This window comes from Aquimarina callyspongiae (genome assembly GCF_034322225.1).
GTDB lineage: Bacteria > Bacteroidota > Bacteroidia > Flavobacteriales > Flavobacteriaceae > Aquimarina.
The window spans coordinates 1,339,769-1,354,717 of record NZ_JAXLPA010000001.1; the positions used below are offsets into that span (position 1 = coordinate 1,339,769).

A 14,949-nucleotide genomic window follows, 5' to 3' on the forward strand; every position below is an offset into this window, starting at 1 on the left:
GTTTTTACCCTAGGTATTTGCTCTACATTTAATCCCACAGTGGTTATGAACTAATTTAAAAACTTGCTTGCTTTTTATAAAACCTCTCTTCTATTTATGAGTAATTTCTTTTGCTTTTTGTTTAGCCACTTCATTTCTGTCAATCTTGTGATCAGGTCTTGACCATTTTGGTTTTTCTCCCAGAGTTTGAAATTTAGAATCCTGAGCTTCTGTAGTTTCTGGCTGTGCTTTCTTAACAAAAGGTTTTTGAGGATTCAACCCTAACATTTTAAACATTTCCATATCCTCATTTACATCTGGGTTAGGAGTTGTTAAAAGCTTATCTCCAGCAAAAATCGAATTTGCTCCTGCAAAGAAACACATGGCTTGCCCTTCTCTACTCATCTGAGTTCTTCCTGCTGATAATCTCACTTGAGTTTGCGGCATAACAATTCTGGTAGTTGCCACCATACGAATCATTTCCCAAATCTCTACAGGTTTCTCATCTTCCATAGGTGTACCATCTACAGCAACTAATGCATTGATAGGCACTGATTCTGGTTGAGGATCTAACGTAGATAATGCAACTAACATGCCTGCACGATCTTCTGCCTCTTCTCCCATCCCTATAATACCTCCACTACATACGGTAACGTTGGTCTTTCTTACATTATCGATTGTTTTTAATCGATCTTCATACCCTCTGGTAGATATAACCTCTTTATAATATTCTTCAGAAGTATCTAAATTATGATTATAAGCATACAACCCTGCTTCTGCAAGTCGTTGCGCCTGATTTTCTGTAATCATTCCTAATGTACAACAAACCTCCATATCCAGTTTATTGATAGTTCGCACCATTTCAAGAACATCATCAAATTCCTGACCATCTTTTACATTTCTCCAAGCTGCTCCCATACATACTCTGGAACTTCCTGATGCTTTAGCTCTTAATGCTTGTGCTTTAACCTGTCGAACACTCATCAAATCGTTTCCTTCAACATCGGTATGATATCGTGCGGCTTGCGGACAATACCCACAATCCTCAGGACAACCTCCTGTTTTTATTGATAATAATGTAGAAACCTGAACCGTATTAGGGTCGTGGTATTGACGATGAATTGTTGCTGCTTCGTATAGCAACTCCATCATAGGTTTATTATAAATATCTAATATTTCCTGCTTTGTCCAATCGTGTCTTATAACGCTCATAAATAAGGTATGTGAATCTTCAAAAATAATTGTTTATAATCAAATAACACAACTTACAAATATCAAATTCACTGTTTTTAATAACAATTAATTTCTTAATTTGTTAATGTTTCTGGTCTTTCGAGCAAAATACTAACTGCATTTCCTCCAAATCCAACCGCATTAACGATAATTTTATTTAGTTTCTTGGGTTTGATCTTTTCTTCTAAAAAAGGAACTGGTATAAATTCCTGGTGTTTCATCATCAAAATAGCTAATTCAAGGCTTAATATACCACTGGAGCCAAAGGTATGACCAATCTTCCATTTATTCGTTGTCAAGGCCGGTACTTGATCCCCAAATACTGCTTTTATAGAATTATACTCTGCCAAATCACCTTTTACAGTACCCGGAGCATGTAATACTATAGCATCTACCTCTTCAAGAGGTGTATTAGATAATGCTTTCTTCATAGAATCCTGAAAACAATCTGCTTCTGTTGATATTGAAATATTATGTTTTAAAGATTCGGTAGCATAACCGATACCAGTTATTAATGCTTGAGCATTATCTTTAACTCCATTTTCAAGGCAAGCCACAGCAGCGCCTTCTCCAAGAAACATAGAATTTTTAGTTTTACTCAGGTTCATTGCCTGACAAGGGTATGTTTTTGATTGATCATCAGAAGCATAAATTTTTAACGCTTTCATTTGAGCAATCGTAAAAGGTGTTAGTGGAGCTTCACTACCGCCAACCATAAATTTATCACTTAAACCAGATTGAATCCAGGCTATACCGTTAAGAACTGCATGTAAAGCAGTCGAACAAGTGATAGAATGACTAATTTCTGGACCTTTACACTTTAAATCCTGTGCTATCCAGGAAGAAAGGTTACCTAATGTTGTCGTTGGCGAACTTAGAGTAGAAGACTTATTTGTCTGTAAAAACTCTTTATGATATTTTTCAAAAAGACTTGTTGCTCCTCTAGAAGAACCTATATTAATTCCAAAATTAAAATCTCCTAACCAATTAGCTTCCTTTATCGCTTCTCTTGCTACCAAAATAGCAAACAATACAGAATCATCTAATTGTGCGTACTGCGAGTTTTCTTTTTTGAGTATTTCAACATTATTTTTTGAAGCTACATTTAACCTGGCTATAGGTGCTACATTATCACCAAAATCTTCAAAAGTAATTTTGTGAGAAGATTCTTTATATGATTTCCAAATCTCGCCAGAACTACTTCCTAACGGTGATATAGAAGAAATACCAGTTATTGATACAGGGTTTTGCAATGCTTAATTTTTCAGCAAATGTAGGGGTTTGTTCTGGTTTGTTCAACAGTTTGGATTATAATACATAAAAGAAAATAATATATAAATATCTGAACCCAGATTAAACCATTTCTACTTCTTAATTTCTAAATAACTATACACTTTCTCTTTATAACTAACTCCTATTGGTATTTCAATAGCACTCAATTCTATATCACTTTGAGTATATGCCGTAATCTTTTGTAAATTAACAATATACGACCTATGAACTCTCAAAAACTGAACACTATTTAGTTCTTTTTCTATATCACTAATTTTAAATTTAGTTTGTATCTGTTTAGTAAGAGTATGTACTTTAATATAATCTTTTAAACTTTCTATATATATAATATCATCAGTATTTACCTTATGATATTTATTTCCTGATTTAACACGGATATAGTTTTCTAATTTTTCTACTGGAAAACTGAGATCAGATGTAACCGTTTTACTATTTCTTAAAAATCTCTCTACAGCTCTGAAAAATCGTTCAAAAGTGATTGGTTTTAATAGGTAATCCAAAATATCCAGGTCATAACCTTCTAGCGCATATTCTCTATATGCTGTAGTAATAATTGTTTTGGGTGGATTTTTTATAGTCTTTAAAAAATCTAACCCGGTAATATTAGGCATTTTTATATCCAAAAATAACAGATCAACTTCTTTAGTTTTTAAAACCTCCAATGCCTGTATGGCATTATTGCATGTAGCCACAATATCAAAAGAATCAATTTTTGAAATATGATTTTCTAATAATCGTATAGCCAATGGTTCATCATCAACAAGTAAACACCTAGTTTTCATCTAAAATCTCAATTCTTAAATTAACCAAAAACAAATCTTCTCTATTACTATCAATTTCTAAAACATATAGATTTGGATACAATAAATCTAACTGCTTTTTAACATTAATTAATCCTATTTTTTTTCTATCTAAATCACTTCTAGCTTGTTGTATAGTATTAGAAATCATAAATTTAAAAAAACTACCATCGTAATTTATCGAAATATCAATTTTAGGAGATCCACTATCTTCTCCGGCACCGTGCTTAAAAGCATTTTCTACAAAAGAAAGCAATATGAGTGGTGCAATTTTAATATCACTACAAACATCTTTATTGAAAATCACCTGTAATCGATCATCATATCTCAACTTCTCCAACTCTATATAGCTTTCTAGCATTCTTATTTCATTGTATAAAGATGTATACTTATCCGTGCAGCGATATAGAACATAATCCAATATTTCAGACAACCTTTCTATAGAATATGCTGTTTTTGGAGAGTTTTCTATAGCTAAAACATAGATATTATTTAACGTATTAAACAAAAAATGAGGGTTTAATTGTGCTTTCAATACATTGAGTTCTGATTCTACTTTTTCTTTACTGATTTTCAATTCGTTTTGTTTGGCATTAGTAAAATGAACAAAAAATTTAAGAAAGAGAAAACCCAAGACCACAATATAAATTGAAGGAAAATACTCTAGCATCAGTTTTCTCCAATTCAACATAATTTCAATCAGAGATTCTTGTCTAAATGGAGGTGTTCTGGTTAGACCTTCAGAAACATAAACGATTAAAACTCTCCCTAAAACACAGGTTAAATAAATAGTGGTTATTAATAGTAGCTTATATATTATTTTTCGCTTGGTCAAAATATATTTGGAAACCCAATAATAGCCCAAAAAATATGATGCTGCCATTTGAGGTATTAATAGACATAATTGCCTAACAAAAGAAGTATAGAAAGAACGCAGATCAAGTATCCTATCTCTGGATATAAAACTAAGAACCACCAAACTCCAAAACAGTAAATGTTTTAACCAATTTGTATTTTGAATACGTTCTGTTATTTCTTCTATTTTATTCAACATCCCAAAACTTTAGATAACTAAAATAATCAATAACAACTAGTCATTTTCTGATATCGACGAATCTTCAATAAAAACTCCCGAATTATATAATTTTAATGACAAACATATTTTATCCATTCTCCTAATATATCTGAATGCTGAGACAAGCTCTTAGTCGATGTTACAAAATAATACATTTTAAAATTTCAACATTTGACGTAAACTTAAAATTCATAACAACTATGATACGCTTAGCATTATTTACCGCTCTGGTATTTCTTTCAGCATTATTTAATTTTTCATATTGTCAACAGAATGACATCAATATCAATGAAGGAACTGGCACATTTACTCTTGAAGGTGGTTTGGGTCATGAAGAAAAAGAGATCGTTGTACACTATTACAAACCCAAAAAGTTTACTAAAAAATCTAAAATCTTAATTGTAATTCCCGGATCTGGAAGAAATGGTGATAGCTATAGAGATAGTTGGATTGAAGAAGCCGAAAAACATAACATATTAATATTATCTCCTAGTTATTCTGAGAAGAATTATCCATATGAAGATTATCACCTTGGAGGGATTGTTTCTGTTTTAAACACCAGAGAGAACATCAAGTTTATCAAAAACTCTAATCAAGTTTTTCTTGATGAAGACAAAGTATCTATAAAAGTTAATTCTGATGCTTCTCAATGGATTTATAATGATTTTGATCGGTTATTTGATATTGCAGTAAAGCATTTAAAATCTTCTCAAAAACGGTATGATATTTTTGGACATTCTGCAGGAGGACAAATTTTACATCGTTTTGTAATTTTTCATCCCAAATCGAAAGCCAATAGAATCATAGCTGCAAACTCGGGATCTTATACTCTTACAGATTTTGAAACTGGATTTCCTTTTGGCATTAAAAACACACATCTTTCTGATAAGAATTTAAAAAAATCGTTCTCTAAAAAACTTACTATTTATGTAGGTGAGCTTGACAACGAAAATGAAAAGGGAGGAATTTTACTTCGTTCAAAAACAGTAGACAAACAAGGACTACATAGATTAGCCAGAGCAAAGTTCTTTTTTAAAACTGCTAAGGCAAAAGCAAAAGAACTAGGTTATAAATTTAACTGGTCATTAAAGATTATAGCTGGGGTTGGGCATAACCAAAGAAAAATGGGAAATGATGCCGGAGTATATCTTTATGAATAAACCATTTATAGTGTAACAAAATCCTTAAAAAACATACCTATAGAGTAACTAAAAACATATACTATAACATGGAAAATCAAACACCAAAAAAAAGTTGGTTTGCCAGAAACTGGGGTTGGGCAGTCCCTGTTGGTGGTTGTCTTACTATTATTATCCTATTTTTTGTTTTTCTCGGATCAGTGATCTTTGGAGTAAGCGAACTTATGACAGGATCTGACCCTTATAATGAAGGATTAGCAAAAGCACAACAAGACGATTATATTATTGAATTACTAGGCGAGCCTATAGAAACCGATGGTATTATGCAAGGAGAGCTTTCTTTTAAAAATAATACCGGTAAAGCAAATATTTCTATCCCTATAAAAGGTCCAGAAGGAAAAGCTAAGGTTTACGTTGTAGGAACTAAACAAAATGATGAATGGGATTATTCTGAAATGTATGTGATTATTAAGGAAACTGATGAGCAAATAGATCTTTTAGGTTATGAGAAAAATGAATACAATAACGAGAACGAGTAGCAATTTATTAGTATTTGGAATCCCATTACTAATTATTGCATCTATGATTTTGATTACACAATCAAAAATATTTGCCACAAATCCCAATACTTTATCAATTGGCATCACTATAGATTTACTGTTCACGGCACCATTGGTTTATTTTTTATTGATTAGGAAGAAAAAAATTCCTAAAACCACGATTGTACCTCTTTTTGTTTTAGGAATTATTATTACATCTTTTATTATCCCAAAAGAAAATCAATCGTTATTAAATTGGGTTAAGACTTGGGTGTTTCCTTTAGTTGAAATTGGAGTAGCTACTTTTATATTTTATAAAGTTAGGCAAACTCTAAAATTATATAAAAACCACTCTAATCAACAAGCTGATTTTTTTACTGCCTTACAAAATACGTGTAAAGAGATTTTACCAAAAAGAATTGCCACACTTCTTGCAATGGAACTCGCTGTTTTCTATTATGGTTTTATATCCTGGAAAAAAAGAATCACTACCAAAAATGAGTTTACCTATCATAAAAACAGTGGCACGATAGGGCTATTTATTGCTCTTATTGGTATCATAGGCATCGAAACGTATGTATTACATATTTTACTTGCCAAATGGAGTATAATTGCTGCCTGGATTGCTTCTGGATTAAGTATTTATTCTGGTATTCAGATTCTTGGTTTTTTAAAATCAATTACTAAAAGACCTATTTCTATTGAGAATGAAAAACTCTATTTAAGATATGGCATTTTAAGCGAAACAACTATTGACATAAGCGCTATTCAATCTATAGAATTGTCTTCAAAAGATATAGAACTTACAGCAGAAACCAGAAAATTATCACCTCTGGGAGATCTCGAGAGTCATAACACGATCATTACTTTAAAAGAAGAAAATACACTTAACGGACTTTATGGAATAAAGAAAACATATAAACAACTTGCTTTATTTATTGATAATAAAGAAGAGTTTAAGTCCTTTGTAGAACATCAAATCGAACTTATAAAATAACAATGCATAAGAAAGGGGTTACAATTGTAACCCCTTTCTTAACATATACTTTCTGAATGATTACATCTTGTAAAAATACTTAGCAGAATATACAGATGTTGGATCTCCTTCTGTTTCTACCGTAAAAGTTGCACTTGTAGGATAGTTCTCAGCATCATACACATAATCCATTTTTACTTCTCCTACTACTTCATTATTCTCATCTCTATATACGATGGATTTAGGATTGTTTACAGGAAATAATGCTCGAGCTCTTATAATTTCTGGTGCTTGAGGCATCATACTAAAATTTAATTGTACTCTATCCATGACTTCAATCAATCCCGCTGCCTCAAAAGTATAGAAATAAGGGTTTGGTGTTGCATCATATGATATAGTAGCTATATATTCTTCAACAGTTTCTACAAACTCTCCATTAATATATTCGTAGTCATACTCTAAGACACTTATAGAAATTGGATTACCACTTTGATCGTATTCTAAAACTTCTCCTTTTTCAAAAGCATCGTATGGGTCTTGGTATAACTCACTAATACTAAATGGTTCTTCTCCTCCTGTTACAGTAGCTAATTCATCATTTTCATAAACTAACACTCCAGTATCAATACCATTAGAAGCACTAATCACTCTATTATTACTATCGTATTCGACCGTTAGATCATAATCCTGCTCTTCGATTTGGGCAGATTCAAACTCTATTCTTTCGATTAGTTTTTTTGCTGTATCGCCATTTGAATTATTAAATTCATCAGTTACTGAATCACTATCACAACTGGTCATTAAAAAGGTAAATACAACAGGTAAGCATAAAAGTTTTTTCATTCTATTTTTTGGTTTCTTGGGTTAAAGTTTTCTTTCGATTACTTATGTAATGTCTTATCCCAAGAAAATGTTACCTTAAAACTTAAAAAATATTAGATTAATAGAAGCTTACAACCTATAAGTGGTCAAGAAGTTCAACAATAGAACTATAAATCATATTCATTTGTTCTTCTGTAATCACATAAGGTGCCAAAATATAAATTGTACTTCCTAAAGGCCTAAGAAAAACCCCTTTCTTCATAAAATGATCAAAAATCTCATATCTCTTTTTTCCATATCGATCCATATCGATGTTAAGGTTTAAAGCAAAGATTACTCCTTTTTGTCTTGTTGTTTTTACTTTAGGATGTGTTTTTATTTGAGCATCAAATTTTTTGTGAGAGTTAATTATTCTCTCAATATTGTTTTGAATACTTTCTGACTTGAGTAATTCTATTCCTGCTATTGCCACAGAACAAGCAATTGGATTAGCAGAATATGTATGTGCATGAAAAAAGGCTTTACCTACAGAATCATCTAAAAACGCATTATAGATTTCTTGTGTACAACTCGTTATAGCCATTGGTACAAATCCAGCTGTAAGTGCTTTAGACATAGAGATAATATCTGGCTTAATATCCATATAATCCGAAGCAAACAAACTTCCTGTTTTACCAAAACCTGTCATCACCTCATCTGCAATAGTAATAACCCTATTATCTTTACATATCTTCAAGATCTGATCCAGGTGTTTGGCTTCAAACATATGCATCGCATTAGCTCCTTGAACTAATGGTTCATATATAAAAGCTGCAACTGCATTGTTATCTATAATTTCATGTAATTGCTTTAATACCGCGTCAATATTATCAGCATTAGGAGTAGGAATTCTTTTTACATCAATAAAAAAGTCCTCAAAAGGACCATTATATACTGATAATCCCGAAGTAGACATTGCTCCAAAGGTGTCTCCGTGAAATCCATCTTCAAAAGCAATGATCGTATTCCGTTTATTTCCGTGATTAAAATGATATTGTAATGCCATTTTAATACCTACCTCATTTGCTGTAGAACCATTGTCAGAAAAGAAAATCTTCTCTTGATTATCAGGTAATATGGTAATTAACTCTTCAGAAAGCTGGATAGCAGGTTCGTGAGTAAACCCCGCAAATACTATTTGATCCAGATTATGCATTTGTTTTTTAACCTTTTCTAAAATATATGGATTACAATGCCCATACATTGCGGTATACCACGAAGCAATTCCATCGATATATGTTTTTCCTTGATCATCATACAACAATGCTCCTTCAGCTTTTGTAATAGGTAATGCTTCTGGATGAATTTTATGCTGAGTTAGTGGATGCCACAGATGCTTTTTATCTCTTTCTCGTAATGTCATAATGCTTTTAATCGATCTCTAAATAATGTTGCGTATTCTTGTACAACCATTTTATCAAAATAAGGTTCGTTTTCAATTCTTCCGATTACCTCAACTCCAGTCATTTTCTTGATGATAGCTTCTGTAGTTTGATGCTCTTCTCCATTAAAAATTATAGCAGGTTTAAAACCTTTTTCCTTTAAAACCTGTATAGTCATCAATGTATGATTTATACTCCCCAAATAATGTCTTGAAACCACAACTACTTTATATGAAGGTTTTATGATATCTAAAATAGTTTCTTTGTCATTTAATGGAACTAATAATCCTCCTGCTCCTTCTACAACTATATCATTATTGGTTTCAGGAACTTTAATCGATTCTAAATCTATTGTAATCTCATCAATTTCTGCTGCTGCATGAGGACTCATCGGAGTTTGTAATGCGTAGGCATTAGGATGAAAATTTGATTCTGGATTCGAAATCAGTTCTTTTACTTTATCTGTATCAGAATACTCCAGGTCTCCTGCTTGTACAGGTTTAAAATAATCAGCCTTTAACGCTTCTACTACAATGGCAGAAGCTATTGTTTTTCCAACCTCGGTTCCAATTCCGGTTACAAATATTGTTTTTCCAGGTGCCTTGGATTTACTTGACATAATCCCTTTTTTTAATTCTGCACAAAGGTAGTTAACAGTGTCAAAATTTCTGCTATTTCATCAGTAGTATTATAGCTATGCAAACAAAATCGTAATCGTTCTTTTCCTTGGGGAACTGTTGGAGAAAGAATTGGTTTTACATCAAAACCTTTATTCTGAATAGCTAATGCTATTTTTTTAACATTTTCGTTTCCAGAAATAACACAACAATGTATAGCAGAATTACTTGTTATAAATAACTGTTTTAGTTTTTTTACCTCCAATTGCTGGTTAAAGAAATCTATGTTTTCACGAAGTTGTTTTATTTCAAATGCATTCGCTAACTGCTTATAAACTATTTGAATAGCCGCTAATGAATGTGGAGGCAATCCAGTTGTATAAATAAAGCTTCTAGCAAAATTAACCAGGTAGTTTTTTAATTGTTCAGAACAAAGAACAACCGCTCCGTGACAACCCATTGCTTTACCAAACGTATTGATCCTGGCAAAAGCCTTATCTTCTATACCTAACTCTTGAAGCAACCCAACTCCTTTATCACCAAACACTCCTGTTGCATGTGCTTCATCGATAATCAAACGACAGTTATTTTCTTTACAAAAAGAAATAAATGCTTTTAGATCAGGTGTGTCTCCATCCATTGAGAATACAGATTCTGTAACAACATATACCTCTTTATGTGTTGTAGAATCTAATTGATCCATATGCTGCCGAAGTCTTTTCTTTAAATCTTCTAAGTTATTATGTTGAAACTTATAGGATTTTGCATTACTCATCATAACGCCATCTCTAATAGATGCATGAATAAGCGCGTCATAGAAAATGATATCTCCTTTTTGTGGCACAGAGGAGAAGAAACCTATATTCGCATCATATCCAGAATTAAAGATTAATGCCGCTTCTGCATTATGGAATTGAGCTAACATGATTTCAGTTTCTCTATATAAACTATGATTTCCTGAAAGTAGTCGAGATCCAGTAGCTCCGTTTTTATAGATTCTTTTTTCACTCAAAAGCTGATGTGTATCACCAAAGATTTTCTCAGAGCTAGCAAAACCTAAATAATCATTTGATGCAAAATCTACCAAATTATTTTGCTTCGGTAGCTTACGTAATGCATTGTTTTCTTCTCTATCCAGAAGTTTCTTTTGAAGTCTTTTAGGGAAACCTTCCATAGCGCTAAAATACGATAAAATGACACTCTTGTAGCATCTTTATCTATCAATATTGGATTTTAAAAACAACAAAAAACATCTTTATTCAATAAGAAATTATCGTTTATCAATAATTTTTATATATTTGTTATCGTAAAACAATAATTTTTATGAAAACTAAGCAAGTTTTAAGCGCAATGAAAATCATATCCTGGATTATATTCCTTGGCTTATGTATAAAGTTAGGAGCGATACTCTTCTCGAGCGCAATGGGGTTTTGGGTTAATGATGAGGCGATAAAGAATCTATACTTAGGTTTAGATTTATCAAATCTTTATACTTTTTCTACCACTTATTATGCTATGATTTTATCGTTAATTATTTCCATACTAGCAATGAAGACGTATCTATTTTATTTGGTAATCAAAATATTTTCAAAAATTGATTTTGACAGACCATTTACCTTAGTTATTGCTAATCTTATTTCTCGTATTAGTTACATTTCTCTATGGACAGGTTTATTATCATATTTTGCAAATAGATATAGTGATCGGTTACTAAAAAAAGGTGCTGTTTTTAAACTGGATTGGGGGGACTCAGAGTTCCTTTTTATGGCAGGAATTATATTTATTATAGCATTTATCTTTAAAAGAGGTATTGAAATACAATCTGAAAACGAATTAACTATATAACTATGCAACTAAAAATGTTTGGAAAAAAATCGTTATCCACTATATTATTTTATAGTACAAGGTTGATCACGATAGGATATGGCATCTTTTTGATATTAATAATCATTTCGTTAATTAGTAATAATTTTATTATTACTGAGACCAATGATATCCAGATAAAAATTCCTTTTACCAATTCTGTGATCAAAGGAGATTATTCTCTTAAAACATTAATAGGAATTTTATGTTTCTTGATCTTTTACGCCTCTTTTTTCTATACACTATCTTTAATTTTTAAAACTTTCGGCGCAGAAAAACTATTCACCGAAGAAGCCATAAAGTACTTAAAACGGTTTACTATATTGAATCTTATTTTGCCTGTAGCTTATATCCTTATCGGGGCAATAATTAATAGTAGTATCACTCCTGATGATGTAGTGCCAGGGCTGTTGCATATTGGGTTGGGGATATTTTCCTGGTTCATTGCGGCTATATTTACATTAGGATTTACAATACAAGAAGAAAACGAATTAACAATATAACTATGCCAATAATCATAAATCTTGACGTTATGCTTGCCAAACGCAAAATGAAGAGTAAAGAATTGGCAGAGAAAATAGGTATTACCACTGCTAACCTCTCTATACTCAAATCGGGTAAAGCAAAAGCAATACGTTTTTCAACTCTGGAAGCAATCTGTGAAGCACTAGAATGTCAACCTTCTGATATTATTGAATATCAACCTTAATCAATTTATTATAACAATTAAAAAATCAATCAAATGAAATCAATCACATTAGTATTAAGTCTGTTTTTCTGTACTTTTATGTACTCTCAAGAACTTACAAAAGAACTATACACCACCATTAAAAACGACAATGTCACTAAGTTAGAAAAAATAATTACTGTAGATAATATTGACGTCTGTTTTGAGCGTTCAGAAGCTTCATATTGTTTACTTTCTCTAGCTATTAAAACCAAAAGTTCTTCTTGTTTTGATTTATTATTAAACAAAGGAGCCAATACAGAAACAAATTGTACAGGAAAATCCCCTTTGATGTATGCTTCTAAATATGGAATGTTGGATTTTGCCAAAAAATTAATTGAAAAAGGGGCTATAGTTAACGCCAAAAATGAAAGAGGACGTACGGCACTTGATTATGCCAAGAAATACCAACAACAAGAATTAATCGATTACCTCTCTTCTATTCAATAATCATCAAAAAAACATTTTTTTGTCATAAAGCTTTAAACCGCTTTTATTCCAGTTAAATACTTACAAGATTAAACTACAAATTCCTGAAAAACCTGTTAGGTCTTTCAGGAATTTTTTTAGATACTCATACTAAAAGCAAATATTCATTTTTAGAACACTTAATAAAATATTCATCTGAATAAATTAAATAGCATATTATCTATCACACTGAAGTCAAAACACTCTATTATTCGAGTAAAACCCTTGTTACTTTCTTAACACTTTGGCTCATTTTTTAAAAAACGATCTTAACCTACCTAGTAATCCTTTTGGTTTTATATCAATTTTCACATATTGCTTTCTATGATTGTCTTTATAGTTATAACGCTCCAGAATGACATCAACCTGTTCTTTATACTTTTTACCTTTTTCCGGATCAATCTGGTTTATAAAATTAGCATACCCATGTATTTGGGCTAATATATCCGCTTTACCTGTCCATACCTTCCCTTCCAGACCATCTTTTTCTATTTGATATAATAATGCCCTAAATCTTTTTAATGATTTCTTATCTATATTTGGTTTTTCATTTACAACAACTCCCGTCACTTCTTGTCGGACCCCTTTTTTCATTATCCGTAACTTATCAGGGTGTAAGGTGAAATTTTCTTCCTTTACTACACGATTAGAATACTTAAGTATATTGGTGATATGAGTATATTGATCCCTTCCTCCAGAAAATGTAAGATCATCAACATATCTGGTATAATTGAAACCATACTTACGTGCTAATCCATCTAATCGATAATCCAGTTTTCTACAAAGAATATTAGTAATTGCCGGACTACAAGGAGATCCTTGCGGTAAAAACCTTTCTCCTCGCTGGGCATAATAATTTTCTCCCAGAACAGATACTTCTACTATTTTAGGTTCTGAACATATGAGTGCAAAAATTGTTGCCACCTGATTTGAATATCCCAAAGCTTGAAATACGCCCTTTATTCTTGAGTATACTATAGATGGAAAAAAATTCTTTAAATCTTGATTAATGACTACATCTTGTCTCACGTGGGGTAACGCATTAGTTTTAATGGATCTCCCTACAACACAACCATGTGCTTTTGGATGTACTGTAACTTTATTCAATACATTTTCCAGAATCCAGTGTTGTGCTTCTTTTAGTTTAGGTTGTGGAGCAGAAATTAGTCGAAACCCTCCTGTCTTCTTAGGAATCTTAAATCTTTTATAATGACTTATTTTTGAATTTTTTCTCGAAAACGATAAAAACCGAAGCTGCCCTATAGAAATACCCATCGCTTTAGCAATATCTTCTGCATTATGTAAAACTGGAAGTTTTGCTTGTCTTAATCTATTCGGATTAGAAGATTTATGATGAAGAGTATGAGAATATCCTTCTCCAAGAAATATGATATCTTTTTCTTTGGATTGTTTCCAGCGATCTGCTTTTTCTTGTCTGAGTTTTTCTCTTCGTTCTTTTGTTTCTTTTTGACTTTGTTTAGAAGCTAATTTTCGTTCTTTATGCTTTTGTGCCAGAAAGGTTTCAGGGTTTTCAATCAACCTTTTTTCCCGAAGCAACTTCTGCAATTTTCCCGACAGTTCATTTTCTTCCTTAAAATATTGATTTACGGTTTCAAAATCAACTTCCCCTTCATTCCAAAATCCGAGACGTTTCATCTCTTCCAGGATATATTGATCTTTTGACGACTCTTTTATTTTATCATAAATCTCTTGTCTTCTGGTTGCAGAATCTGCCATAGTTTATGGTATAAAAAAAGGCAGCGATAAGATGTATTTTTGTTCCCTTCGTACAATTCTAAAGACTGGATTGAACAACTCCAGTGAAATAGGTACTATAGTGCTATTTCACTTCGCAGAAGTCTAACCGGAAATGGCACTATAGTACCTATTTCACAAGTTAAGTTCGAGCCAGTGACGCGTTTAGTGTCTGTATGCAGGATTGGCGATCCACCAATCAAAATGCAAGGTTTTTTCTCTTATCACTACCTGTTACAAAT

At 31.9% G+C, this 14,949-nt stretch carries 16 protein-coding genes; 7 read left to right on the top strand and 9 right to left on the bottom strand.

Annotated features, from left to right (window positions below; genetic code table 11):
* Nucleotides 1–90 precede the first annotated feature (90 nt).
* The 4 genes from bioB to U0D62_RS05610 all read right to left on the bottom strand — a co-directional run bounded on the left by bioB (nt 91) and on the right by U0D62_RS05610 (nt 4,359).
* Nucleotides 91–1,191, bottom strand: coding sequence for a biotin synthase BioB (gene bioB, locus U0D62_RS05595; RefSeq protein WP_322194368.1), 1,101 nt, complete (start codon nt 1,189–1,191; stop codon nt 91–93).
* Nucleotides 1,192–1,286: 95 nt separating this feature from the next.
* Nucleotides 1,287–2,465, bottom strand: a complete 1,179-nt coding sequence (locus U0D62_RS05600; RefSeq protein ID WP_322194369.1) for a beta-ketoacyl synthase N-terminal-like domain-containing protein — start codon at nt 2,463–2,465, stop codon at nt 1,287–1,289.
* A gap of 111 nt (nt 2,466–2,576) precedes the next feature.
* Complete coding sequence (locus U0D62_RS05605) at nt 2,577–3,287, bottom strand: LytR/AlgR family response regulator transcription factor (protein ID WP_322194370.1); 711 nt, start codon at nt 3,285–3,287, stop codon at nt 2,577–2,579.
* Nucleotides 3,277–4,359: a sensor histidine kinase gene (locus tag U0D62_RS05610; RefSeq protein WP_322194371.1), complete on the bottom strand. Its 1,083-nt coding sequence runs from the start codon at nt 4,357–4,359 to the stop codon at nt 3,277–3,279. Before U0D62_RS05610 ends, U0D62_RS05605 begins: the two co-directional genes overlap by 11 nt.
* 221 nt (nt 4,360–4,580) lie before the next feature.
* Here U0D62_RS05610 and U0D62_RS05615 point away from each other — a divergent pair, with 221 nt between their 5' ends.
* From U0D62_RS05615 to U0D62_RS05625, 3 genes are all read left to right on the top strand, one after another.
* On the top strand, nt 4,581–5,540 hold the full coding sequence (locus tag U0D62_RS05615; protein WP_322194372.1) for a hypothetical protein: 960 nt from the start codon (nt 4,581–4,583) through the stop codon (nt 5,538–5,540).
* 68 nt (nt 5,541–5,608) lie between these two features.
* Complete coding sequence (locus U0D62_RS05620; protein ID WP_322194373.1) at nt 5,609–6,058, top strand: cytochrome c oxidase assembly factor Coa1 family protein; 450 nt, start codon at nt 5,609–5,611, stop codon at nt 6,056–6,058.
* Nucleotides 6,033–7,055, top strand: coding sequence for a hypothetical protein (locus U0D62_RS05625; RefSeq protein ID WP_322194374.1), 1,023 nt, complete (start codon nt 6,033–6,035; stop codon nt 7,053–7,055). Before U0D62_RS05620 ends, U0D62_RS05625 begins: the two co-directional genes overlap by 26 nt.
* A gap of 60 nt (nt 7,056–7,115) precedes the next feature.
* On the opposite strand, the gene U0D62_RS05630 is transcribed toward U0D62_RS05625, so the two are convergent.
* The 4 genes from U0D62_RS05630 to U0D62_RS05645 form a co-directional block, all read right to left on the bottom strand.
* On the bottom strand, nt 7,116–7,877 hold the full coding sequence (locus U0D62_RS05630) for a hypothetical protein (protein WP_322194375.1): 762 nt from the start codon (nt 7,875–7,877) through the stop codon (nt 7,116–7,118).
* A gap of 115 nt (nt 7,878–7,992) precedes the next feature.
* Nucleotides 7,993–9,258: an adenosylmethionine--8-amino-7-oxononanoate transaminase gene (bioA, locus tag U0D62_RS05635; protein WP_322194376.1), complete on the bottom strand. Its 1,266-nt coding sequence runs from the start codon at nt 9,256–9,258 to the stop codon at nt 7,993–7,995.
* Entirely contained in the window at nt 9,255–9,896 is a 642-nt protein-coding gene (bioD, locus tag U0D62_RS05640) for a dethiobiotin synthase (RefSeq protein WP_322194377.1), read from the bottom strand. Before bioD ends, bioA begins: the two co-directional genes overlap by 4 nt.
* 11 nt (nt 9,897–9,907) lie before the next feature.
* Nucleotides 9,908–11,068: an aminotransferase class I/II-fold pyridoxal phosphate-dependent enzyme gene (locus U0D62_RS05645; RefSeq protein WP_322194378.1), complete on the bottom strand. Its 1,161-nt coding sequence runs from the start codon at nt 11,066–11,068 to the stop codon at nt 9,908–9,910.
* A gap of 149 nt (nt 11,069–11,217) precedes the next feature.
* Between U0D62_RS05645 and U0D62_RS05650 the strand changes: the two genes are divergently transcribed.
* Genes U0D62_RS05650 through U0D62_RS05665 form a run of 4 tightly spaced genes read left to right on the top strand, consistent with a single transcriptional unit; the run spans nt 11,218 to nt 12,934 of the window.
* Nucleotides 11,218–11,739, top strand: coding sequence for a DUF2975 domain-containing protein (locus U0D62_RS05650; protein WP_322194379.1), 522 nt, complete (start codon nt 11,218–11,220; stop codon nt 11,737–11,739).
* Nucleotides 11,740–11,741: 2 nt separating this feature from the next.
* Entirely contained in the window at nt 11,742–12,260 is a 519-nt protein-coding gene (locus U0D62_RS05655; protein WP_322194380.1) for a DUF2975 domain-containing protein, read from the top strand.
* A 2-nt stretch (nt 12,261–12,262) separates the two neighbouring features.
* Nucleotides 12,263–12,466 (top strand): helix-turn-helix domain-containing protein, encoded by a 204-nt coding sequence (locus U0D62_RS05660; protein WP_322194381.1) that lies wholly within the window; start codon nt 12,263–12,265, stop codon nt 12,464–12,466.
* A gap of 33 nt (nt 12,467–12,499) precedes the next feature.
* Nucleotides 12,500–12,934, top strand: coding sequence for an ankyrin repeat domain-containing protein (locus U0D62_RS05665; RefSeq protein WP_322194382.1), 435 nt, complete (start codon nt 12,500–12,502; stop codon nt 12,932–12,934).
* Between the two features lie 267 nt (nt 12,935–13,201).
* Here U0D62_RS05665 and U0D62_RS05670 read toward each other — a convergent pair whose 3' ends face one another.
* Nucleotides 13,202–14,689, bottom strand: coding sequence for a reverse transcriptase family protein (locus U0D62_RS05670; protein ID WP_322194383.1), 1,488 nt, complete (start codon nt 14,687–14,689; stop codon nt 13,202–13,204).
* Nucleotides 14,690–14,949: the final 260 nt, after the last annotated feature.